Raw genomic sequence first — 23,738 nt, forward strand, 5'->3', positions numbered from 1 at the left:
CCGTCGCAGCGCCGGGGCCGCTCAGCCGCCGGCGTCTTCGATCGCCTGACGTTGACGCTGCGCATCGGCGTCGACGGTGGCCTGCGTCGAGCGCGCGCTGTCGAGTGGCTTCTGCATTGCATCGCGCAGTTGCGTGGCCTGCGGCTCGGCGGGTTTCTCGGTCGGCGAGTCGGGCGGCGGCGTACAGGCCGCGCAAACGAGCAGCAGCAGCGCACCGATGCCGACTCGGGCGCGGCGATGGACGAAGGCGAGATGCGGATACACGCGTTGGCTGGACATGCTTACGCTCCGACGGACGGGCTCGGCGCTATCCTAACGCCGACGCAGATTGGGGAATGTCGATGGATCCGCACCGCTGGCGCCTGGATGGACAACTGGCCCTCGTCACCGGCGGCAGTGCCGGCATCGGCCGCGCGATCGCACGCGAACTGACCGGCTTCGGCGCGACGGTACTGATCGTCGGCCGCAACGGCGACGCACTGGAGTCGACGCGCGAGGAACTGCTCGAGGAATTTCCGCAGGCCGACGTGCGCGCGATGATCGCCGACGTCGTCGACGAAGAGCAGCGCCGCGAGATTCTCGACTGGGTCGAGGACCAGGGCGACGGCCTCGACATTCTGGTCAACAACGCCGGCGGCAATCTCAGTCGCGCGGCGAACGACTACGCCGAAGACGAATGGCGCGAGATCTTCGAGGTCAATGTCTTCAGCGCATTCGAACTTGCGCGCTACGCGCACCCGCTGCTCGCGAGTCGCGGCAGTTCGGCGATCGTCAATGTCGGCAGCGTGTCGGGTATCACCCACGTGCGCAGCGGCGCACCCTACGGCATGAGCAAGGCGGCGCTGCACCAGATGACCCGCAACCTCGCGGTCGAATGGGCCGAGGACGGTATCCGCGTCAATGCGGTCGCGCCCTGGTACATCCGCACGCGGCGCACCTCGGGTCCGCTGTCGGATCCCGACTATCTCGACGACGTGCTGCTGCGCACGCCGATGGGCCGCATCGGCGAACCGGAAGAAGTCGCCGCAGCGGTTGCGTTTCTGTGCCTGCCGGCATCGGCCTACATCACGGGCGAGTGCATCGCGGTCGACGGCGGCTTTCTGCGCCATGGTTTCTGAGCGCGCACACTGGCTGGTGCGGTCCACGTCACCGCTGCATTTCTGCGTGACCTTCGCCGTGGCCGCGCTGCTGCAGAACGTGTTCGATCTGCCGCTGCCGCCTCCGGGCCTTGCGCTCGACACCGTGCATCTCGTCGGCACCGTGCTCGCGAACACCGGCCTCGCACTGGCGCTGTGGTGCATCGCGCTGTTCGCGTTGCGCCGCACGACGATCATGCCGGCGCACATGCCGGCGCGGCTGATCGTACGCGGCCCGTATCGCTGGACGCGCAATCCGTTCTATCTGAGCCTGCTGCTGAGCTACGCAGGACTGGCCGCGATCCTGGATGTGCCATGGGCGCTCGCACTGATGCCGATCCCGCTCGCGATCCTGCGCAAGGCGATCATTCCGTTCGAGGAAGCGTGTCTGGAGACGCGTTTCGGCGCCGACTACGCGGACTATCGCGCGTCGGTGCCGCGCTGGTTCTGAGCCGACGCTGCGTCGCCAGCGGGTCCGCAACTGCTGTCGCGCCACGTCGTGAACAGCTGCTCGTATTCCAGCCGCAGCGGATCCTGCGCGCGGCCCTGCGCATAGCGCCAGCGGAACTCCGCTTCGCGCACGCGGGTTTCCCAGGTGCTGCACAGCGCGTCGGCCGGCACCGCCTCACAGACATCCGCGACCTGCTCGCAGGCCTGGCCCGCTTCCATGCCGGGCAATCCGCCGATGCCGACGGTTTGCATCGGCCGGCAGCGCAGCGGCGGGGTGTCGTCCTCGCGCCAGTAGGTGCTGTTGTCGAACACGCGACAGGCGAACAGCGCGGGCGGCGGATCGGGCGCATCGTCGTCCTTGCGCGCCGTCACCGGTTCGGCGGCGGGCAGACGCGAAATGAGCGGCACCTGCGGTGCAGCGACCGGCGCTGCGGGCGGCGACACGAAGGCGGGCATCGGCGTGGCCATCTCCACGACGCGACGCTCCTGCGTGTGACCGGCGGGGCAGGCCTTGCCGTTCTGGAACGTCACCGCGCCGGCGGCGTCGGTGCAGCGGTAGATCACCGTGGTCACCGCCTGACTGCCACCACTCGCCAGCGCGCACGCGAGCGCAATCGACCACACAGCACTGCGTGTCACCGGTCGCAGTCCTGCGACAGGCGGGTGTTGATGGTCTGTTCTTCGTTCGTCAGCTGGCTGCGTTCGGTCGGCTGCGCGTTGAAGAAGCGACGGCGGATCTCTTCGCGGCGGTTGCCCAGCAGGCTGCAGACTTCGCCCTGCGGCATCTGCCGGCATTCGTCGCGGATCCACGTGCCCGCGCCGTAGTACCCGCCGCGCGCGCGCTGTCGCGTATCGACGCCGGCATCCACGCCGATGCTGCCGCGTCCGTCGCCGGTCTCGACACGAGCCGATGGCCCGCGTCGCGTGGGCCCGTAGCCGAGCGTCCACAGCGGAACCCAGCGCGGATTACCTTCCGAGGAATCGCTGGTGTAGTCGCTGCCATCCGGGCGCACGCAGCGGTACATCGGCTGCGGCGGGCGCAGCACGATCACCTGCGGCGCCGGCGGATCGACGACGCCTGCAGTGGGTTCGCTCGCGCGCGGCGGCAATGGCGTGCCGTCGACAGGCCGTAGCATGCTGCGCACTTGCTGGGTCGCCCCATCCGCGCAGGGCGAATCGCGCAGAGCCACTCGTCCGCTCGCATCCGTGCAGCGGTAGACGGTGACCTGCGGTGGCGTGTCCGCCATGACCGGAAGTGCCGACGCGCAGGCAAGGGTCGCCAGCAGCGTCGTCGCGAGGAACGTGCGGGAGCGGAGTGGTAGGCGCATGTCCACATCATGGGACGTGGAAAGCCCTGCGGAAACCCGCATCTTCTTGAATGGGGCCTGCAATTCAGCCCATGCACGAACCAAGCGTGATTGCCATCAGATTAGTCCTTGCTGCATTGCGGGATGTAACCGCTTTCAATGGGTGTTAGCGTCCGCCTCACTGACGAGGGCGGACGTTCGAATGAGCGCGGGGGCGGTCGGATACGGGGACCATGCGGCAGCAGGCCGCCGGGCAGCTTCGGCCTTTTCGGCCCCGATGATCGTCCTCGTAGACGGCGACGCGGCGCGGGATTACGATGCGCGCCGACCCGCACCACCACGCCCCCTCGTGACCCGAGGCCGCGCGGATGACGCAGGCGCCGGCGCCCGCCGCGACCACGTACCCCAGCACGGACCGCGACGCGGCGCGATCGGTAGGACGCCGATCCGGCCAGGAAGTGGATGCAACCCGGCATCCGCGCTCCGTCCCGTCGACATACAGGCCCATCCCGCTTCCGAAGCGCCGGCGAAGACCGGTGCGCGGTCGCGCGTGGGCGTGCCGCAAACGCTGTGCCGCTGTGCCGTTGTCCCGACCCCACAAGAACAATTCGAATCACGTAACGGAAATCCCTCGGAGGGGATGCCATGAAAGCCAACCGCACCTCGCGTGCCCCCAAGCCCAGCCTGCTCGCGTGCGCGCTGCTGGGTTGTCTCGTCGTCGCGACGCCCGTGCTCGCCCAGTCCAGCAGCGCCACGCTGCGTGGCCAGGTGTCCTCCCAGGCGGGTGCGGAAGCCGGGACCACGGTGTCCGCCACCAATATCGCCACCGGCGCGACCCGCAGCGTGCAGACCAATGCCAACGGCAGCTACACGCTGGGTGGCCTGCCGCCGGGCACGTACCGGGTCGAAGCCGGCGGTGCATCGCAGACGGTGACGCTGACGGTCGCCTCCACCTCGACGTTGAACCTCTCGGGCACCACCACCGAGACACCGACCCAGGGTGACGTGACGGACATCGGCACCGTGAACGTCACCGCGCCGGTGCTGCGCGAGGTCAAGACCTCGGAAGTGGGCAACACCATTTCCCTGCGCCAGATCCAGCAGCTGCCGCAGGCCACGCGCAACTTCCTCGAGTTCGCGGACGTCGTGCCGGGCATGGTCTTCGAGATCGACGGCAACGGAAACACCAAGCTGCGCGGCGGCGCCTCGAACGCGAGCGCCGGCAACCTGTACATCGACGGCGTGGGCCAGAAGAGCTACGTGCGCAGCGGCGGCATCGCCGGCCAGGCGGACACGCAGGGCAACCCGTTCCCGCAGCTCGCCGTCGGCGAGTACAAGGTCATCACCTCGAACTACAAGGCCGAGTACGGCCAGATCAGCGGCGCGGCGATCACCGCGGCGACCAAGTCGGGCACCAACGAGTTCGAAGGCGAAGTCTTCTACCGCTTCACCGATCAGGACCTGCGCGAAGAACGTCCCGACGAGGCGACGAGCGGCAAGATCGATTCGCAGACCAAGGAATACGGCTTCGCCCTCGGCGGCCCGATCCTGCAGGACCGTCTGCACTTCTTCGTTGCCTATGAGGGCAAGGAGAACATCGTGCCCAAGAGCGTGCAGGCGGATCCCAGCGCGCTGCCGTACGTCGGGCTGCTGCCGGCCAATCTGTCGAGCCAGTACGGCGCGGCCAACATGCCGTTCGAACAGGATCTGGTCTTCGGCAAGCTGACCTTCGAGGCCGGTGAGAACGACCGCATCGAACTCAGCACGCTCTACCGCGACGAAACCCAGACCGCGAACGTCGGTGGCATCAACAACATCGAGCAGGCGACCGAGAAGCTCAACACCGACAAGCGCACCAACCTGCGCTGGCAGCATTACTCCGACAACTGGATCAACGAGCTGGTCGTCGGCACCGAGGATTCCTCCAACAATCCCAGTGCCACGAGCCTGGGCAACGGCATCCTCTACAAGGTCCTCGTGCCGCGTGCCAATTCGACCGACGTCGACGAATACGCCTTCCTCGCCACCGGTCCGGCCGGCGGTCTGAGCGTGCAGAACAAGAGCCAGAAGGGCTGGTTCCTGCAGAACGCGCTGACCTTCACCAGCTTCGACTGGCACGGCGACCACACCATCAAGATGGGCTTCAACTACAAGGACGTGGAACTGACCTCGCAGGACGCGGCGTCGGTCAATCCGCAGTTCTCGTACGCCGTCAACGCCGCCGGCGTCGCGGCCACGCCGTACCGCGTCGACTTCGTCGCGCCCTATGACACACCGGGCCAGCGGGCGACCGTAGTGTCGCCGTCCAAGCAGTACGGCATCTTCATCCAGGACGACTGGGCGGTGACCGACAAGCTGCTGATCAACCTCGGCATCCGTTACGACTATGAAGACACGCCGGCCTATACCGACTTCGTGACCTCGCAGGGCATCGTCGACGCGCTCTACGGCGACGATCCGGACCTGCCGGGCCAGCAGCCGTGGGCGAACCGCCTGCTGCCGAGCGGCATCGACATCGCGGACTACATCAGCACCGGCAACAACCGTGACAACTTCAAGGATGCGTGGGCGCCGCGGTTCGGCTTCTCCTACGACTTCCTGGGCGACGAGACGGCCGTGCTGCACGGCGGCGCTGCGCGTTCGTACGACCGCAACCTGTTCGAGCAGCTGGCGCTGGAAACCAGCAAGGCCGCACTGTCGCCCGTCGCCGTGTACTTCCAGGACCCGGCGAACGGCCAGTGCTACCGCGCGGACCGCGTCTGCGTGCCGTTCGACCAGCGTTATCTGGGCGGCATCGACCAGCTCAACACGATTCCGGGCGTCAGCGGCAGCGCCGAACTCTTCATGTTCGACAACGAGATCAAGACGCCCTACAGCGACCAGTTCAGCATCGGCATCAGCAACCAGGTCGGCGAGTGGCTGACCGATGTGACCTTCCAGCGCGTGCTGAGCTACGACGGCTTCGCGATGTCGCTGATCAACCGCTATCCGGATGGTTCCTACTTCCAGAACGGCGGCGCGCCGTGGGGCGAGCCGGTGCCGGGCTACCAGAACACGATCATCGGTTCGAACGGTCTGGAGCAGCGCAGCAGCCAGATCCTGCTGTCTGCCGAGCGTCCGTATACCGAGGAATCGGGTTGGGGCCTCAACCTGGCCTACACGCACACCAGCGCACGCCAGAACCGCAACATCGACGAGGCGTTCGCGTTCGACAAGGCGACGATCCACGACTACCCGTTCGTGAAGTCGAACGCGGCGTCGGCGCATCGTTTCGTCGCGTCCGGCTCGATCGACGGCCCGTGGGACATCACCTTCGGCGCGAAGATCGTGCTGGCGACACCGGAGCCGATCAACACGATCGCCTGCTTCGGTGTCACCGATCCGGACGGCGCAACCTGCCAGCAGGTTGCGGCGACGCCGCCGGGCGCGGGCAAGTTCATCTTCGGCGGCGACATCTGGGGCTACCGCACGGTCGACTTCCAGGCCAGCAAGGACTTCACCGTGGCCGGCAACTTCAAGCTGTCGACGCGCGTGAACCTGCTCAACGCGTTCGATTTCAAGAACTACTCGTCGTATGCCTACAACGGCTTCGGCAGCAACGGCCGCTTCAATCCGGATCTGACGATCAATACGTCGGGCGATATCCTGTACGTGCCGCGTACGGTGACCTTCGAGGTCGGCCTGAAGTTCTGACGCAGTCCATCGCGTCCGCGTGACCACGACGGGACCTGCGGGTCCCGTCGTGCTGTGTGTGTCTTCGCCATCGCAACAGGAGACCGGAATGGAACGTCTGCAACGCATCGTCATCGTCGGCGGCGGGACCGCGGGCTGGATGACCGCAGCCGCGCTCGCGCGCGTGCTCGGGCCCAGTTACGACATCGCGCTGGTCGAGTCGGAACAGATCGGCACCGTCGGCGTCGGCGAAGCGACCGTGCCGCACATCAAGGCGTTCAACCAGTTGCTGCGCATCGACGAGGCCGATTTCGTGCGCAGCACGCAGGGCAGCTTCAAGCTCGGCATCGAATTCGTCGACTGGCTCGATGTCGGCGAACGCTAAATCCACGGTTTCGGCAGCGAGATCGGGCATCCGCTCGGGCTGTTGCCGTTCCACCAGTACTGGCTGAAAGCGCGGCATGCCGGACGCGCGGGGCCGCTCGGCGATTACACGCTCAACACCCTGGCCGCGCAGCGCGGCCGCTTCATGGTGTCGGCAACCGACGTGCCGGCGGGTTCACCGCTCGGCAACATCGCCTACGCCTACCACTTCGATGCCGGGCTTTATGCGCGGTATCTACGCGGCTATGCCGAGCAGCGCGGCGTGCGCCGGCACGAAGGCATGATCGACCACGTAGCGCAGCATCCCGAAAGCGGCTTCGTCACGTCGGTGCGGCTGCAGGACGGCACCGTGCTCGACGGCGATCTGTTCGTCGACTGTTCCGGTTTCCGTGGCCTGCTGATCGAGCAGACGCTCGAGACCGGCTACCACGATTACACCCACTGGCTGCCCTGCGATCGCGCGCTGGCCGTGCCGACCGCGAACGTGGGACCGCCCGCACCGTTCACGCGTTCGACCGCGCGCCCGGCCGGGTGGCAGTGGCGCATTCCGCTGCAACACCGCACCGGCAACGGTTACGTCTATTCGAGCGCGCACGTCAGCGACGACGAGGCCGCGGCCACGCTGCTGGCGAATCTGGAAGGCGAAGCGCTGGGCGATCCGCGCCCGCTGCGTTTCGTCACCGGCCGCCGCAAGCAGTGCTGGAACCGCAACGTCGTCGCGATCGGACTGTCGAGCGGATTCCTGGAGCCGCTGGAATCAACCAGCATCCATCTGATCCAGTCCGGCATCTCGAAGCTGCTCGAACTACTGCCGCGCGACGGCTTCAATCCGGTACTGGCAGAGCGCTACAACGCGCAGCTGGCGTTCGAGTTCGAGCGCATTCGCGATTTCATCGTGCTGCACTACAAGGCGACGCGTCGCGACGACACGCCGTTCTGGCGCCAGTGCCGCACGATGGACGTGCCTGCGGAACTGCAGGGCGTCATCGATCTGTTCCGCGACAGCGGCCGGTTCTTCCGCAACGCCAGCGAGATGTTCGCCGAGATCAGCTGGGTGCAGGTGATGATCGGGCAGGGCATCGTGCCGCAGCGCTGGCATCCGCTGGTCGACAACGTGCCGGACGCAGAAGTGCATCGCTTCATCGACAGCATCGGCCGCACGCTGACGGCCTGCGTGGATGCGATGCCGCCGCACCAGGCGTTCATTGATCGCCACTGCAAGGCGACGCCGCCGGCCTGAAGGCCGGCGACGCGCTCTGGTCAGGCGGCGTCGAGCGCCGCGCTGGCTGGACGCGTGGCCTTGCGCAACATGCGCGCGATGCTGGCCGCGGCATCACGACCTTCCTGCACCGCGGTGACCACGAGATCGGCGCCGCGCACTGCATCGCCGCCGGCGAACAGTTTCGGGTGCGCGGTCTGGTACGGCAGGCGACGTTCGCCGCCCACGCCGATGCGGCCGTTGCCCTTGGCTTCGACGCCACGCGTGGTGAGCCACTCGGGCACCACCGGCGAGAAGCCGAACGCGATGATCACGACGTCGGCGTCGAGCAGCGATTCCGTGCCGTCGATCGGCACCGCGGCGCGGCGGCCGTTCGCATCCGGCTCGCCGAGCTTCGTCTCGACCACGCGCACGCCGGCGACATCGCCGGCGTCGTTGGCGTCGACGCCCAGCGGCTGACGGTTGAACAGGAAACGCACGCCTTCCTCGCGCGCGTTGCCGACTTCGCGCGCCGAGCCGGGCATGTTGGCTTCGTCGCGGCGATAGGCGCAGGTCACGCTGGCCGCGCCGAGGCGCACCGCGGACCGCACGCAGTCCATGCCGGTGTCGCCGCCGCCGAGCACGACGACGCGCTTGCCTTCGAGCTTCGGCAACGTCAGCGAGGTTTCCCAACCCGCAACCGGGCGGCCCCAGGTGTCGCCGCCGGTGACGATGCGGCCGTTGTGCACGAGGAACGGAAGGGCCGGGAGCACGCTGGGCAGATCCTGGCCGGGCAGGCCACCATCGGTGTAGCGGTAGGCGCCGGTGCCGACGAACACCGCATCGAATTCTTCGAGCAGGGTGTCGATCGCGATGTCCTTGCCGATCTCGACGCCGAGCCGGAACTCGACGCCCATGCCTTCGAGCACGGTGCGGCGCGTCGCGATCACCGACTTGTCGAGCTTGAAACTCGGGATGCCGAACTGCAGCAGACCGCCGATCTGCTCGTAGCGGTCATAGACGACCGCCGCGATGCCGGCACGCGCGAGACGGTCCGCGCACGACAGGCCCGCAGGCCCGGCGCCGATCACCGCCACACGCTGGCCGGTCGCGACGACCTTCGACAGATCCGGCCGCCAGCCCTGCGCGAACGCGGTATCGACGATGTACTTCTCGACCGCGCCGATGGTCACCGCCCCGAAGCCGTCGTCGAGCGTGCACGCGCCTTCGCACAGACGGTCCTGCGGACACACTCGGCCGCACATCTCGGGCAGCGGATTGGTCTCGTGGCACAGCGCCGCGGCTTCGAGCACGCGGCCTTCCTGCACCAGCTTCAGCCAGTTCGGAATGTAGTTGTGCACCGGGCATTTGGATTCGCAATACGGGTTGCCGCAATCGAGGCAACGGTCGGCCTGATGGGCCGCCTCGCGATCTTCGAAGCTGCCGTAGAGCTCGTTCCAGTCGCCATCGGTGCGCAGCGTGAGCGGCACCTTGTCGGGCATCTCGCGCGGTTCGTTGAGGAACCGGAACACGTCTCGCTTAGTCATGAAGCGAACTCCTTCGTGCACGGCGGGCCGAGCGAGGTAGAGCCCCCTTGGTAAGGGGGCGCCCCGAAGGGGCGGGGATCGGACACAAAGCGCGGGGCCCGCGATATGCGAAGCAGATCGTGGGGATGGATGTGCGCAGCACAGACATCACGCAGCTCTCCTCAGATCTTCCGCGAGCGCTTCCAGACTCGCGGCCTTCGGTTTGACCAGCCAGAACTTGCCGACGAAATCGCGGAACTCGTCGAGAATGCGTCCGCTCCATGCGCTGCCGGTCAGGCGTGCGTGGGTCTCGATCAGATCGCGCAGGTGCGAGCGGTAGTTGTCGAAGGCCTCGGGCGTGACGCGCAGGATGTCGATCAGTTCGTGGTTGTAGCGGTCGACGAAATCACGATCGAGATCGAGCACGTAGGCGATGCCACCGGTGAAGCCCGCACCGAAATTCAGGCCGATGCGGCCTAGCACCGCAACCGCGCCGCCGGTCATGTATTCGCAGCAGTGATCGCCGGCGCCTTCGATGACCGCGACCGCGCCCGAGTTGCGCACGCCGAAGCGTTCGCCCGCGCGACCCGCGGCATAGACTTCGCCGCCGGTCGCGCCGTACAGGCAGGTGTTGCCGAGGATCGGCGTATTGCGCGATTCGAACACGCTGCCCGCAGGCGGGCGCAGCACGATGCGACCGCCAGCCATGCCCTTGCCGACGTAGTCGTTCGCTTCGCCTTCCAGATCGATGTGCAGGCCGCCGGCGTTGAACGCGCCGAGGCTCTGGCCGGCCGTGCCGCGCAGGCGCAGCGTGACCGGGCGATCGCCCATGGCGGTGTTGCCGTGATGACGCGCGATCAGGCCCGACAGGCGCGTGCCGATGCTGCGGTCGGTGTTGCGGATCTCGAAGTCGAACTCGCCGCCGTCACCGCGTTCGATCGCCTTCGACACGCGCGCATCGAGCGCGGCGGCCAGACCATCGGGCGGCGACTGCAGCGCCGGTGTGCCGCAGTACGACAGCGGCTTGTCCGGATCGCGGCGCAGCAGCATCGACAGGTCGATGTCGACCGCGTCGCGGGTGTGGCGCAGATGCTGTTCCAGCAGATCGGTGCGGCCGACGATTTCGTCGAGCGAGCGCACACCGAGCGCGGCCAGATGTTCGCGCACGTCCTCGGCGACGTTGCGGAAGAACGTCTCCACACGCTCGGGCAGCCCCTTGTAGTGGTTCGCGCGCAGACGCTCGTCCTGCGTGGCCACGCCGGTCGCGCAGTTGTTGAGATGGCAGATGCGCAGGTACTTGCAGCCCAGCGCGATCATCGGCGCGGTGCCGAAGCCGAAGGTGTCGGCGCCGAGCATCGCGGCCTTGATGACGTCGAGACCGGTCTTCAGGCCGCCGTCGGTCTGCAGCAGCACCTGGCCGCGCATGTCGTTGAACTGCAGCGCCTGGCGCGCTTCCGAAAGGCCGAGTTCCCACGGTGCACCGGCGTAACGGATCGACCCGAGCGGACTCGCACCGGTGCCGCCGTCATGGCCGGAAATCGTGATCAGATCCGCGCCGGCTTTCACCACGCCGGCGGCGATCGTGCCGACGCCCGCATGGCTGACCAGCTTCACCGAGATCAGCGCATCGGGATTGACCTGGCGCAGGTCGAAGATCAGCTGCGCGAGATCCTCGATCGAATAGATGTCGTGATGCGGCGGCGGCGAGATCAGGCCGATGCCCGGCTTGGCGTAGCGCAGGCGCGCGATCAGCGGATTGACCTTGCTGCCGGGCAGCTGGCCGCCTTCGCCGGGCTTGGCGCCCTGCGCGACCTTGATCTGCAGCACCTCGGCGTTGATCAGGTATTCCGGCGTGACGCCGAACCGGCCCGACGCGATCTGCTTGATCTTGCTGCGGCGATCGGTGCCGTAGCGCTCGGGATCCTCGCCACCTTCGCCGGAATTGCTGCGACCGCCCAGACGGTTCATCGCGATCGCCAGCGCTTCATGCGCCTCGGGCGACAACGCGCCGAGGCTCATCGCCGCCGAATCGAAACGGCGCACGATCGACGCGACCGGCTCCACGTCGTCGATCGAGATCGGCGTCGCGGCCTTCGGACGCAGCAGATCGCGCAGCGCGGCAGGCGGTCGCGTGTCGACGAAATCCGAATAGCGCTTCCAGTCTTCGCGATCGCCGGTCAGCACCGCGCGCTGCAGCGAGGTCACCACGTCCGGATTGAACTGGTGGTACTCGCCGCCGTGGACGTAATGCAGCAGGCCGCCCGGCTCGGGCAGCGCGGCATCGTCCCAGCCCTGTTCGGCGAGATGGCGCGCGTCGGCTTCCAGACGTGCGAAGCCGGCGCCGCCGATGCGCGACGGAGTCGCTTCGAAGCAGAGGTCGACGACTTCCGGCGCAATGCCGACGATCTCGAACAGCTGCGCGCCGCGATAGCTGGCGATGCTGCCGATACCCATCTTGGACATGATCTTCAGCAGGCCCTTGCGGATGCCGCGGCGGTAGCTGCGGCCGAGCTGCAGGTGTTCGTTGCCGACCTTGGTCGCGAGCACGCCGCGGCGGCCGAGCGCGTGCAGGGTCTGGAACGCGAGATACGGATAGACCGCCGTCGCGCCGAAGCCGATCAGGCAGGCGAAGTGGTGCGGGTCACGCGCGGTGCCGGTTTCGATGACCAGATTGACGTCGCAGCGCAGCCCCGCGCGCACCAGATGCAGATGGATCGCACCGGTCGCCAGCAGCGCGTGCACGGGCACGGTGCCGCGCTTGGGATAACGGTCGCTCAGCAGCAGGATCTCGACGCCCGCGCGCGTCGCGGCCTCGGCCTCGGCGCACAGGCGATGCAGCGCGCCTTCGAGCGTTTCGGTGTCGGCGTCGAAGTACAGGTCCAGCAGCAGGTTCGATTCGGCGAACCGCGGCAGCGCCAGCAGCTGGCGCAACTTGCGCTGCGACAGCACCGGCGAGTTCAGCAGCACGTGGTGCACGTTCTCGGCGCGGTCGAGGAAGATGTTGCCCTCGCGGCCGATCTGCGTGGACAGCGTCATGACCGCGCCTTCGCGCAGCGGATCGATCGGCGGGTTCGTGACCTGCGCGAACGCTTGGCGGAAACAGTCGTAGAGCGGGCGCACGCGCTGGCTGATCGCCGCCATCGGCACGTCGTCGCCCATCGAGCCGATGCCTTCCTGCTCGGTCTCGGCCAGGGGCCGCAGCACCGATTCCTGTTCCTCGCGGGTGAGCTGGAACAGCTTCTGGAACGCGAGCAGGGTGTCGGGCGCGAACGGTTCGGCGGCGAGCGCGGGATCGATCAGTTCGGTGTGCAGATAGCTCATGCCGCGCTTGAGCCACTGCTTGTACGGCGCGCGTGCGCGGTTGACCTCGTCGATCGCGTCGTTGTCGAGCAGCGTGCCGGTGGTCAGATCGATCGCGATCATCTCGCCCGGGCCGAGCTTGCCTTTGGCCTTGACGCGTTCCGGCGCGACGTCCCAGACGCCGGCTTCGGAGGCGATGACGAAGATGCCGTCCTGCGACAACGTCCAGCGCGCGGGGCGCAGGCCGTTGCGGTCCAGCGTGCACGCGGCATGGCGACCGTCGCACATCACCACGCCCGCCGGGCCGTCCCACGGCTCGGAATTGATCGCGTAGTACTCGTAGAACGCGGCGAGATCGGCGTCCTTGTATTCCAGCGACTGCGTGGCCGGCGGCATCAGGATGCGCATCGCCTGCAGCAGGTCCATGCCGCCGAGCAGCATCCACTCGAGCATGTTGTCGAGCGTCTGCGAATCGGAGCCGTGCATGGTCACGGTTTCTTCGAACTCGCCGATGTCGAGTTGCGGCGACGCCCACACGCCACGGCGCGCCTGCGCCCAGCGCCGGTTGCCTTCGATGCTGTTGATCTCGCCGTTATGCGCCAGGCGGCGGAACGGATGCGCCAGCGGCCAGCGCGGCAGCGTGTTGGTCGAGAAGCGCTGATGGAACACGACGGTCTTGGCGGCGAGATCTTCGCGCGCGAGATCCGGGAACAGCTGGGTCAGATGGCTCGGCAGCACCATGCCCTTGTAGCCGAGCAGGCCGGGGGTGAGGCCGACGACGTAGAAATGTTCATGCGCGCGCAATGCCTGTTCGGCGCGGCGGCGGGCGAGATACAGCACGCGTTCGAAGGCCTGCGCGTCGTCACCGTCGGCAGTCACGAACACCTGTTCGATGCGCGGCTTCGAATTGCGGGCGAGTGACCCCAGCGCTGCATCGTCGAGCGGCACTTCGCGCCAGCCGGCGACGCGCACATCGACATCGCCCAGCAGCTGCGTGAGCGTCTCGCGGCACTGCGCGGCGGCCTCGGCCTCGTGCGGCAGGAACACCATGCCGGCAGCGCGACGCGCGCCGGTGAATTCGAATCCGGCTTCGGCCGCCAGCGTGTCGACGAAGGCATCGGCGGCATACAGCAGCACGCCGCAGCCGTCGCCCGAGAGGCCGTCGGCGGCGATGCCGCCGCGATGGGCCATGCGGGAAAGTGCCTGCAGCGCACCGTCCACGATCTCGCGCGAGGCGTCGCCGCCGATCGTCGAAATCAGGCCGAAACCGCAGGCATCGCGTTCGTCAGCGGGGTCGTAAAGACCCCGATCCGGGAGTTCCCGCATCGTCGTCATCGCAGTCCGTGGAGAGGTGCATGGCCGGCGCGGGGATCGGAGCGCCAAGGTCCTTGCATCGCGACAACGCGTCCACACCGGGTCACGACTAGATCATAGTTTGTGCAGTGCGGCAACCTGATTTCCCGCGGGATTTCAGTTGCGGATGCAACCGCAGCGCAACGTTCACCAACGCGCCGCTGCGACGCGGATTCAGGCGCGGAACACGTTGCCGGTCCGTGCATCGCGGATCGTCGACGGGCCCTCACGTCCGCCGGTCCGGCCGTCCAGCATACCGTCGATGCGAGCGAGCAGTCGCACGTCGAGCGCATCGCGATCCGCGACGGCAGGTTCGCCGGTCAGATTCGCGCTTGTCGACACCAGTGCGCCACCGAACGCCGCGCACAGCGCGACGACGTCGGCATGTGCGCTGACGCGCACGGCCACGCTGGCATGCACACCGGTGATCCACGCCGGCACGTCGGCGCGTGCGGGCACCACCCAGGTGTTCGGGCCGGGCCAGCTGTCGGTCACACGCGTGCGCGCGTCATCGGACAGCCGCGTCCAGTCGACGATCGCATCGAGCTGCGCAAGTGCGCCGGCAATCAGGATCACGCCCTTGTCGACCGGGCGTTGTTTGATGTCGAGCAGTCGCGTCACCGCATCACGATCGAAGGGATCGCAGCCCAGGCCCCACACGCCTTCGGTGGGGTAGGCGACCACGCCGCCGCGCGCGATCAACGCGGCGGCGGCGGGGATGTCCAGCACGGGCGCGGTCATGCGCGGCGTGTCAGAACGGCGCGTCGTCCGTGACCGGCTTGTCGCTGCCGGCCTTGATCACGCGCTTCTTGCCCGGCGCGACCTTGGACGCGGTCAGCAGCGACTTCGCCGGTTCGACCGCAGGCGCGATCGACCTGGCGGTCTTCTTCGTCGCCTTCTTCGCGGTCTTCTTGGCGGCCTTCTTCGCAGGTGCCTTCTTGGTCGCGGCCTTCTTCGCAGCCGGTTCCTTCTTCGCTGCGACTTTCTTCGCGGCGACCTTCTTGGCCGGCGCCTTCTTGCCGAAGCCCTTGCGCACCGGCTTGCCGGTCTCTTCGAGCAGCTTGGTCACTTCGTCGAACGTCAGCGACGCCGGCTCGCGATCCTTGGGGATCTTGCCGTTGAGCTTGCCGTCGCTGATGTAGGGGCCGAAGCGGCCGTTGAGCACCTGGATGTCGCTGTCCGGGAACTCCTTGATGATCCGGTTGCGCGCGATCTCTTCCTTCTCTTCGATCAGGAACACCGCGCGTGCCAGGTCGACCTTGTACGGGTCGTCTTCCTTCGTCAGCGATGCGTAGACGCTGCCGCGCTTGGCGAACGCGCCGAATCGGCCGATGCCCACGCTGACCTGTTCGTCCTTGTCCTCACCGAGGATGCGCGGCAGCAGGAACAGCTCCAGCGCGTCCTCGAGGGAGATCGTGTGCATGGACTGGCCCGGGCGCAGCGATGCGAACTTGGGCTTGTCTTCGGCGTCCTCGGCAGTGCTGCCGATCGCCGCATATGGTCCGAACCGGCCCAGACGCACGCTGACCGGCTTGCCGGTCTTGGGGTCGGTGCCGAGCTCGCGCGCGCCGGTGGCTTCGTTTCGATCGACCGATTCCGACTTGTCGTCGACGAGTTCCTTGAACGGACCCCAGAACTTCTCCATCAGCGGGATCCAGTCTTCCTCGCCGCGGCTGACCGCATCGAGTTCGTCCTCGAGCTTGGCGGTGAAGTCATAGTCCACGTACTGGGTGAAATGGCTGGACAGGAACTTCGACACCGCGCGGCCGACGTCGCTCGGACGGAAGCTGCGGCCTTCCATCTCGACGTACTTGCGGAACTGCAGCGTCTGGATGATCGAGGCGTACGTCGACGGACGGCCGATGCCGTACTCCTCGAGCGCCTTGACCAGCGCCGCTTCGGTGAAGCGCGGCGGCGGCTGGGTGAAGTGCTGTTCTGCGATGATTCGGTCGAGTGGCACGCGGTCGCCCGGCTTCATCGCCGGCAGCTTGCGACCTTCGTCCTCGTCTTCCTTGCCCTTGGTGTCCTTGCCTTCCTCGTACACGGCGAGGAAGCCGGCGACGACGACGGTGGTGCCGCTGGCGCGGAAGCTGTGCTCGCTACCGGCGGCCAGATCGACCGACACGGTGTTGAGCGTGGCCGGGATCATCTGCGAGGCGACGGTGCGCTTCCAGATCAGCTCGTAGAGGCGGCGCTCGTCGTCGCTGAGGAAACGCGCGACCTGGGTCGGCGTACGCAGCGCGGAGGTCGGGCGCACGGCTTCATGCGCTTCCTGCGCGTTCTTGGACTTGGTCTGGTAGGTGTTGGGCTGGTCGGGCAGCGAGCTGGTGCCGTAATCGCGTGCGATGACGTCGCGGATCTCGCCCAGCGCGTCCTGCGACAGGCTGACCGAGTCGGTACGCATATAGCTGATCAGGCCGACCGTGCCTTCGTCGCCGAGGGCCACGCCTTCGTACAGCTTCTGCGCGACCTGCATGGTCTTGCGCGTGGTGAAGCCGAGCTTGCGCGCGCCTTCCTGCTGCAGCGTCGAGGTGGTGAAGGGCGCGGCCGGACGGCGCTTGCGCTCCTTCGCGCCGACGTCGGTGACGTGCAGTGCGCCCTGGGCCGCGGCCTGGATGCGCGCACGCGCCGACTCGGCGGTGTCGCCATCGGTGACGGTGAACTGTTCGAACTTCTGTCCGTCGAGCTTGGTCAGGCGCGCGGTGAACGGCTGCACCTGGTGCGCGCACGCGGCGTCGATCGACCAGTACTCGCGCGCGTTGAAGGCTTCGATCTCTTCTTCGCGCTCGACGATCATGCGCAGCGCCGGCGACTGCACGCGGCCGGCCGACAAGCCGCGCTGCACCTTGCGCCACAGCACCGGCGACAGGTTGAAGCCGACGAGGTAGTCCAGCGCGCGTCGCGCCTGCTGGGCATCGACCAGATCGCCGGCGATCGCACGCGGCTTGAGCATCGCTTCCTTGATCGCGCGGGGCGTGATCTCGGTGAACACCACGCGCTGCAGGGTCTTGTTCTCCAGCAGGCCGCGCTCTTTCAGGATTTCCGCGATGTGCCAGCTGATCGCCTCGCCCTCGCGGTCCGGGTCGGTCGCCAGATAGATATCGTCGGCGGCCTTGGCAGCCTTGGCGATCGCCTCGACGTGCTTCTCGTTCTTCTCGATCAGGTCGTAGCGCATCGCGAAGTTCTGCGACGGGTCCACGGCGCCCTCTTTCGGAATCAGGTCGCGCACATGGCCATAGGAGGCGAGGACGTGGAAATCCTTGCCGAGATATTTGTTGATCGTCTTCGCCTTGGCGGGCGATTCGACGATGAGAAGGTGCTTGGCCATGGCGGCGGGATCCGGGGCACGCCGGGGGGCGGCCCAACAAAAAAGGTGAAGATGACGACGCCCGGGGACGGGCCCCGGGCGTCGGTTGCTTTTATAGTGGAATCACGCGCGGGGGGGTGTGTCAAGCGCCGCCGTGGCTGCCGGTCAGGAAAAGGCCGCGAATCCGACCAGCGCCAGCAGCCCCAGCAGGCCCAGGCCGATCAGGATGCCGACCAGGACCAGCACCACCACGGTCACCGTGCCCAGCTCGCGGCGCTGCAGTTCCGGCCGGTCGGTGAAGGCCCAGCGGTCCACGACCAGCGTGTCGCAGACCATGTCGTGCAGGGCCTGCTTGCGCTGGGTGAAGCCGGCCATCAGGAAGCCGATCATCAGGATCAGGCTGCTGAGGATGGTCGCGAAGTAGCGGCCGATGCCGCGCAGGAACGAGATCCGCGCGCCGTCCAGCCGCACGACCTTGATGCCGACGGCCATCTTGCCGGGCGTCGCCATCGCGTAGGCGGCATGGAACCAGGCGAAGTACAGCGCCGAGAGCACCAGCGAGACCGCGTTGATGACCGCCTGCTCCAGCCAGAAGCCGCGGCCGAAACCGCCGACGCCGAGCAGTTCGTAGATCAGCCCGCCGACGACCGCGCTGGCGATGCCGACGATGACGGCGTCGATGGCGTACGCCGCGACCCGCTTGAGGAAGCCGGCCAGCACCACGTCGCCGCCCTGGGTGACGGCATCTGGACGGGCGACGTTGGCGGTCGGCGGTGCGTAGGGCGAGCCCGCGTATCCCGGGTCACCTGCGCCGGTGGCGGTGAGCGGGCGCCAGCTCGCTTCCGCCTCGTCGCTCGCGACCGCTGTCGCGACCGGTGCTACCGGCTCCAGCGCCCACGCTTCGATGCCGGCGGCAGGCGCGACGCCGAGTTCGGCTGCCAGTTCGCGGAAGGGCTGCCAGTCGGCCAGGCCATCGCGCCAGATCAGCGTGCTGTCGCCGACGATGCCGTCCTGGCGGAGCTGCAGCAGCGCGGCTTGGGTCACAGGGCCGTGGCGCGTGTTGCGCCCGTCGGCGTAATACCAGTCGGTCATCGGTGGACGTCCTTGTCGGGTGATGGAAGCGCGGCGGTGTGTGGGGTCAGAGCGAGGCGGCGATACCGGCCAGGACCACCGCGCCGACACCGAGCAGCAGCAGGCCGGCCCACAGCACGAGGATCACGATGGCCACCGTGCCCAGCGTGCGCTGCTGGTGCTCGGGATGATCGGTGTAGGCCCACTGGTCCACGACGTAGGTGCTCGCGACCATGTCGTGCAGGCCCTGCTTGCGCTCGGTGAACAGCGCGACCAGGTACGCGATGCACAGCGTGACGTAGGCGAGCAGGTGCGACGCCCAGCGCGCGAACGCGCGCCCGCGGCTGATGCGGCCGCCGTCGAGCCCGGTGACCTTGATGCCGACCGCCATCTTGCCCAGCGTCGCCTGGCGCGCCGACGACTCCATCAGCACGTAGTAGAGCCCGCTGACCAGCGGCCAGGCGAGGTAGATCACCGCGATCAGGAAGATGCCCGCGACGCCGAAATCGGGCGTGCCGGATCCCAGCCGCCCGAGCGTGCCGCCGAGTCCGAACAGCACGATCGCCGCGAGGACGATGGCGTAGTAGACCGCGGTGACCAGCAGCGAATCGATGAACAACGCCGCCGCGCGCTTGAGGAAGCCCGCATCGACGACATCGCCGCCGTGCACGACCTGCGCGGCGCGGACCACCGGCGCGACCGGGGGCGAATAAGGCGAGGCAGCGTCGGACGCAGTCGCTGGCTGTGCCGGCGGAACCCGGGCATCGCCGGCCGGGCGCCAGGCGTCGTCGACGGATTCTGCCGGCATCCCGGCATCTGTCGCTGCAGGCGCGACCGGCTCCAATGCCCAGCCGTCCGCCGTCGTCGTGGCCGCGACGGGCGACGCTGACGGATCCGCCAGTCCCAGCTCGTGCGCCAGCGCGTGCAGCGGCGTCCAGCCATCCAGCCCGTCGCGCCACAGCAGCGTCCCGTCACCGAGCGTGCCCTGCTGGCGCAGCTGTAGCAGCGCCGGCGTCGTGATCGGGCCCTGACGGGTGTTGGTGGTGTCGGCGTAGTACCACTCGGTCATCGGGCAGGCGTCCTTCTTGTTCGGGCGTACAGGCGGTGTGGCGGTGGGTGACGGGACTCAGGCGCGGCGAAATTCAAGCGGTGTCTGTGAAGCGCTTGCCCGGGGCCGCGTCGGACAGAACCCTGCATCGGCGCGCATCGGGCCGGTGCGCCCATCGTCGGACGTCGCGTGGAACCAGGTGTCCGCCATCGATGATCCTGCCGGGCCGGACGTCCGGCCGTTCCCCGTGTTCATCCTACAGCGGCAGTGTGGGCGGCCCAAGACACCTGAAACGCGACAGGCGCCCGGGTGGGCGCCTGTCGGTGTCATCGTCGAACGGGTTGCCGCGTCAGTGCACCGGCTCGGGCTCGTCGGCGAACAACTGCGTTTCCATCCACGCGTAGGCCGCTTCGCTGCCGGGCTGGTTGAACAGCACCATCAGCACGACCCACTTCAGATCGTCGAGATCCAGTTCGTCCTGATCGAGCGCCATCGCCCGGTCGAGGACCAGTTCGCGCTGGTCGGCATCGAGCACCCCGTGCTGTTCGAGGAACAGCAGGAACCCGCGGCATTCGACATCGAGCCGGTCGAGTTCGGGACCGGAGAACACGCGGGTGGGGCCATTGGCGCGGACCACCGGCACGGCCGGGCGCTGATCGGCCAGCGCATCGAGCCAGTCGAAGGCCTTGCTGACTTCGGCGGGGCTGAAACCGGCCTGGAGCAGGCCGCTCTGGAGGGAGTCGCGATCGCGGAGGAGGTCCGCATCCTCGGTGAAATAGTGTTCGAGCAGGTACAGCAGCACATCCAGGATGCTTTCTTTCATTTCCCCTCGGCCTGCGCCCTTGGGCGCGTCGTTTCAGGACTTTCGGGAATACCGACCGTGCAGCAGAGCCACACGTCCATCCAGCTCCATGGACAGCAGCATGGCCGACGCCCGGGCGACCGTCAATCCACTCCGCGCGACCAGTTCATCCATACCGGTTGGGTCGTGCCCGAGGGCTTTCCACAACCGGTTGTAGTCCGGGTCGACGCGGTCGGGATCGAGTGCAGCACCCGTGCCAGCCGTGTTCAGTATCGTCTCGACGCTCTGGATGGGGGCGTCGAGACGCGCGCGCAAGGCATCGGCGAGTTCGCCGGCGATCGCCGACAGGGCGCCGGTCACCTCCTCGGGCGCTTCAACGAGGGTGGCGCCATCGCGCAGCAGGCGATGGCAGCCGCGCGCCATCGGGTTGTGGATCGAGCCGGGGATCGCGAAGACCTCGCGGCCGGCATCGGCGGCCAAGCGCGCGGTGATCAATGCGCCCGAGCGCTGCGCGGCCTCGACCACGAGCGTGCCCAGCGCGAGCCCGGCGACGATGCGGTTGCGGCTGGGGAACTGCTCGCGTCGCGCCGGCGTGCCGGGCGGATACTCGCTGGCGACCGTACCGGCTTCGACGATGCGCGCATACAGGCGGAGGTTGGAGCGCGGGTAGGGCATGTCGATGCCGCTGCCGAGCACGGCGACGGTATCGCCGCCGGCATCGAGCGCCGCGATGTGGGCGGCCGCGTCGATACCGCTGGCCAGACCGCTGACGACCGACAGGCCATCGAGGGCGAAGCGCCTCGCGAACGATGTCGCGTTGTCGTGTCCGCCTGCCGTCGGCGCGCGGCTGCCGACCACGGCCACGCCGGCGCGCCACAGCCGGCAGGGATCGCCTTCGACGAACAGCGCAAGCGGCGGCGCCTGCATGCGCTTGAGCAGCAACGGGTAATCGGGATCGTGCCAGCCGATGACATGGCGCGCAGGTGCGCCGGCGAGCCAGCGGCGCCAATCGTCGACCGCGTCTTCCGGACCGCCCAGCGCCGCGCGCTGCGCGGCATCGAGACCGGACTCGCGCCAGGCTGGGGCGCCCCCTGCCAGTGCGGCGGCCGGGCCGTCGGCATGTTCGAGCAGGCGGCGGCGCGGTGCAGCAGCGCCACCGGCGTGGATCAGGCGCAGCAGTGCGCGCGCATCGGCATCGTCGTCCATGACCGAAGCCTAGGCCGCACATGAAAACGGCACCCGAAGGTGCCGTCGTCTGATGCCGTCGGGAAAGCCCGCGCAGCGGGCCGGCCCTTACTGTTCGGCGTCGGGGTGCTTGAGCGTGTAGCCGACGCCGGCCGGCTTCTCGCCTTCCATCACCAGCGCGTAGCTGACGAAATCGAAGGTCAAAAAGACCATCGCGTGCGCGGCGTACTCGTCCGGCAGGCGGTCACGACGGGTGCCCGCGTTCGGCGATTCGGTGATGCGCGAGGTGTTGGGATGCGCCACGCGATCGACGTTGTGCGAACCCGTGCGCCAGACCGAGAACACGGTGCCGTTGTCGACGCCGTTCTGGTGGCCGGCCGAGATCGCGATGACATCGCGCGGACCGCCGGTAACCAGCATGTCGGCGACGCCGATCACGCGGGCTTCGGAGGCGAGTGCGTCGGCGCTCGGCGGATGCGGGAAGAACTGCAGGTCGTAGGGCTGCGGATTCACCGGCACGATGCGGTCGCCTGCGCGGGCCTCGTAGCCGTTGTTGTCCAGCGCCAGCGCGGCGGTGTCGCTCTGTGCGGTCGGGCCGTGCACAATCGTGCCGACGCCCATCTGCACCATCTCGTAGCCGAGGAATGCATCCTGCTGGCGCGACTTCGGCTGCGTCTGCGACCACAGGTTGCTTTCACCCGGGATGCGCTTGCCGCGGAAATCGAGATCACGCGAGCGGCGTGCGCCGTAGAACTCGGTGGCGGGGCGCAGCACGGCGTAGCGTTCGCCAGGACGTGCGGCGTCCAGACCCTTGATGTAGACGTTGCGGTCCACGCTGCCGCGCAGGCGGCCGTCTTCGTAACCGAGCACGTAGGGCAGGGTCTCGAAGTCGAACACGATGCGACGGTTCTTGAGGAACGGTTCGACATCAGAAAGCGGAATCGCACCGATCGGCGAGGCGTCGACCGGGCGCGGGCCCGGACGCATCGTCACGCGGTTGAGATACGCCAGGCTGATCACGTCGCCCGGGTAGATCAGGTGCGGGTTCGCGATCTGCGGATTGGCCTGCCAGATTTCCGGCCACAGCCACGGCTTGTCGAGGAACCGGCCTGCGATGCCCCAGAGGGTGTCGCCGCGGACCACGACATAGGTGTCGGGATGATCGCCGCGCATCTGCTGGGCGGCTGCGAATGTGGTGACGGTCAGCAACGCGACGGCACAGCCCGTGCGGAACGACCTTGAAAGGCGTTGAAGCTTGCCGGCCATCTACCTGCTCCCCTTGGATTTTTCCCCTTGCAGCGGCGCAATATAGCCTGAAAGGTCCGCGCGGACGCAAGTGTGCGGCACGTTACAATGGTCGTTTCGTCCCCGCGGCTGTGACCGCCTTCGCTCTTCGACCCCATGGCCCTGCTCGAGATCCTCGAATACCCCCATTCCCGCCTGCGCAAACTGGCTGAGCCCGTCGCGGCCGACCGTTTCGCCGACCCCGCGTTCCAGCGTCTGCTCGACGACATGTTCCAGACCATGTACGAAGCCCCTGGCATCGGCCTGGCGGCGACGCAGATCGATACCCACGAGCGCTTCATGGTCATCGACGTGACCGAAGGCCGTGAGCAGCCGCTGGTGTTCGTGAACCCGCAAATCCGCGACCGCTCGGCGGACCTGCGCGTCCACACCGAAGGCTGTCTGTCGATTCCAGGCGTGTTCGCCGACGTGACCCGCGCCGACGGCATCACCGTCACCGCACTCGATCGCCACGGCAAGCCGTTCGAACTGAGCGTCGACGGCCTGCTCGCGACCTGCGTGCTGCACGAGATCGACCATCTCGACGGCAAGCTCTTCATCGATTACCTGTCGCCGCTCAAGCGCGACCGCGCGCTGAAGAAGCTCGAGAAGCTGCGCAAGGGCGAGCGCGACTGAATCGTCCACCGCGCGCGGCGCCGATGGATCCGACCCGCGCGCGCTGCCTCGTCGCGCGCCGTCGCCGCACCACGCGGCC

16 protein-coding genes and 1 pseudogene are annotated in these 23,738 nt (G+C 67.8%); 5 read left to right on the forward strand and 12 right to left on the reverse strand.

All coding sequences use genetic code 11. The features are described from left to right. Positions 1-21: 21 nt before the first annotated feature. Positions 22-279 carry a hypothetical protein gene (locus LU699_RS12240; RefSeq protein WP_232138303.1) on the reverse strand — a complete coding sequence of 86 codons (258 nt, stop codon included), beginning with the start codon at positions 277-279 and terminating at the stop codon, positions 22-24. 62 nt (positions 280-341) lie between these two features. Here LU699_RS12240 and LU699_RS12245 point away from each other — a divergent pair, with 62 nt between their 5' ends. Beyond that, positions 342-1,118, forward strand: coding sequence for an SDR family oxidoreductase (locus tag LU699_RS12245; RefSeq protein ID WP_232138315.1), 777 nt, complete (start codon positions 342-344; stop codon positions 1,116-1,118). After that, positions 1,108-1,587, forward strand: a complete 480-nt coding sequence (locus LU699_RS12250; protein WP_232138302.1) for a methyltransferase family protein — start codon at positions 1,108-1,110, stop codon at positions 1,585-1,587. The genes LU699_RS12245 and LU699_RS12250 overlap by 11 nt, the downstream gene beginning before the upstream one ends. On the opposite strand, the gene LU699_RS12255 is transcribed toward LU699_RS12250, so the two are convergent. Together LU699_RS12255 and LU699_RS12260 are read right to left on the reverse strand one after the other, a co-directional pair. Beyond that, a complete protein-coding gene (locus LU699_RS12255) occupies positions 1,557-2,225 on the reverse strand; it encodes a DUF4124 domain-containing protein (protein ID WP_232148675.1) in 669 nt (222 codons plus the stop codon). The two genes, LU699_RS12250 and LU699_RS12255, sit on opposite strands and share 31 nt — an antisense overlap. Continuing rightward, the gene (locus LU699_RS12260) at positions 2,222-2,914 is read right to left on the reverse strand and encodes a DUF4124 domain-containing protein (RefSeq protein ID WP_232138300.1); all 693 of its coding nucleotides are present in this window, start codon (positions 2,912-2,914) and stop codon (positions 2,222-2,224) included. Before LU699_RS12260 ends, LU699_RS12255 begins: the two co-directional genes overlap by 4 nt. 624 nt (positions 2,915-3,538) lie before the next feature. Here LU699_RS12260 and LU699_RS12265 point away from each other — a divergent pair. Both LU699_RS12265 and LU699_RS12270 read left to right on the forward strand, forming a co-directional pair. Continuing rightward, positions 3,539-6,586: a TonB-dependent receptor gene (locus LU699_RS12265; protein ID WP_232138299.1), complete on the forward strand. Its 3,048-nt coding sequence runs from the start codon at positions 3,539-3,541 to the stop codon at positions 6,584-6,586. Between the two features lie 88 nt (positions 6,587-6,674). Further along, positions 6,675-8,189: pseudogene (locus LU699_RS12270) on the forward strand (tryptophan halogenase family protein). Between the two features lie 20 nt (positions 8,190-8,209). Here LU699_RS12270 and LU699_RS12275 read toward each other — a convergent pair. From LU699_RS12275 to LU699_RS12315, 9 genes are all read right to left on the reverse strand, one after another. Next, entirely contained in the window at positions 8,210-9,694 is a 1,485-nt protein-coding gene (locus LU699_RS12275) for an FAD-dependent oxidoreductase (protein WP_232138297.1), read from the reverse strand. 147 nt (positions 9,695-9,841) lie between these two features. After that, positions 9,842-14,308, reverse strand: a complete 4,467-nt coding sequence (gene gltB, locus LU699_RS12280) for a glutamate synthase large subunit (RefSeq protein WP_232138295.1) — start codon at positions 14,306-14,308, stop codon at positions 9,842-9,844. 192 nt (positions 14,309-14,500) lie between these two features. Continuing rightward, positions 14,501-15,067 (reverse strand): L-threonylcarbamoyladenylate synthase type 1 TsaC, encoded by a 567-nt coding sequence (gene tsaC / locus LU699_RS12285; protein ID WP_232138293.1) that lies wholly within the window; start codon positions 15,065-15,067, stop codon positions 14,501-14,503. Between the two features lie 10 nt (positions 15,068-15,077). Then, positions 15,078-17,654: a DNA topoisomerase I gene (locus LU699_RS12290; protein ID WP_232138292.1), complete on the reverse strand. Its 2,577-nt coding sequence runs from the start codon at positions 17,652-17,654 to the stop codon at positions 15,078-15,080. A 144-nt stretch (positions 17,655-17,798) separates the two neighbouring features. Next, positions 17,799-18,725 carry an RDD family protein gene (locus LU699_RS12295; protein ID WP_232138291.1) on the reverse strand — a complete coding sequence of 309 codons (927 nt, stop codon included), beginning with the start codon at positions 18,723-18,725 and terminating at the stop codon, positions 17,799-17,801. 46 nt (positions 18,726-18,771) lie between these two features. Beyond that, positions 18,772-19,773, reverse strand: a complete 1,002-nt coding sequence (locus LU699_RS12300; protein WP_232138290.1) for an RDD family protein — start codon at positions 19,771-19,773, stop codon at positions 18,772-18,774. A 328-nt stretch (positions 19,774-20,101) separates the two neighbouring features. Beyond that, positions 20,102-20,575, reverse strand: coding sequence for a DUF494 family protein (locus LU699_RS12305; protein ID WP_232580185.1), 474 nt, complete (start codon positions 20,573-20,575; stop codon positions 20,102-20,104). Between the two features lie 33 nt (positions 20,576-20,608). Beyond that, the gene (gene dprA, locus LU699_RS12310; protein WP_232138288.1) at positions 20,609-21,760 is read right to left on the reverse strand and encodes a DNA-processing protein DprA; all 1,152 of its coding nucleotides are present in this window, start codon (positions 21,758-21,760) and stop codon (positions 20,609-20,611) included. Between the two features lie 87 nt (positions 21,761-21,847). Then, entirely contained in the window at positions 21,848-23,005 is a 1,158-nt protein-coding gene (locus LU699_RS12315) for a LysM peptidoglycan-binding domain-containing protein (RefSeq protein WP_232138287.1), read from the reverse strand. Between the two features lie 135 nt (positions 23,006-23,140). Here LU699_RS12315 and def point away from each other — a divergent pair, with 135 nt between their 5' ends. Beyond that, the gene (def, locus tag LU699_RS12320; protein WP_232138286.1) at positions 23,141-23,659 is read left to right on the forward strand and encodes a peptide deformylase; all 519 of its coding nucleotides are present in this window, start codon (positions 23,141-23,143) and stop codon (positions 23,657-23,659) included. The last annotated feature ends 79 nt before the right edge of the window (positions 23,660-23,738 follow it).

This window comes from Luteimonas fraxinea, assembly GCF_021233355.1.
In the GTDB taxonomy this organism is placed as follows: Bacteria; Pseudomonadota; Gammaproteobacteria; order Xanthomonadales; family Xanthomonadaceae; genus Luteimonas; species Luteimonas fraxinea.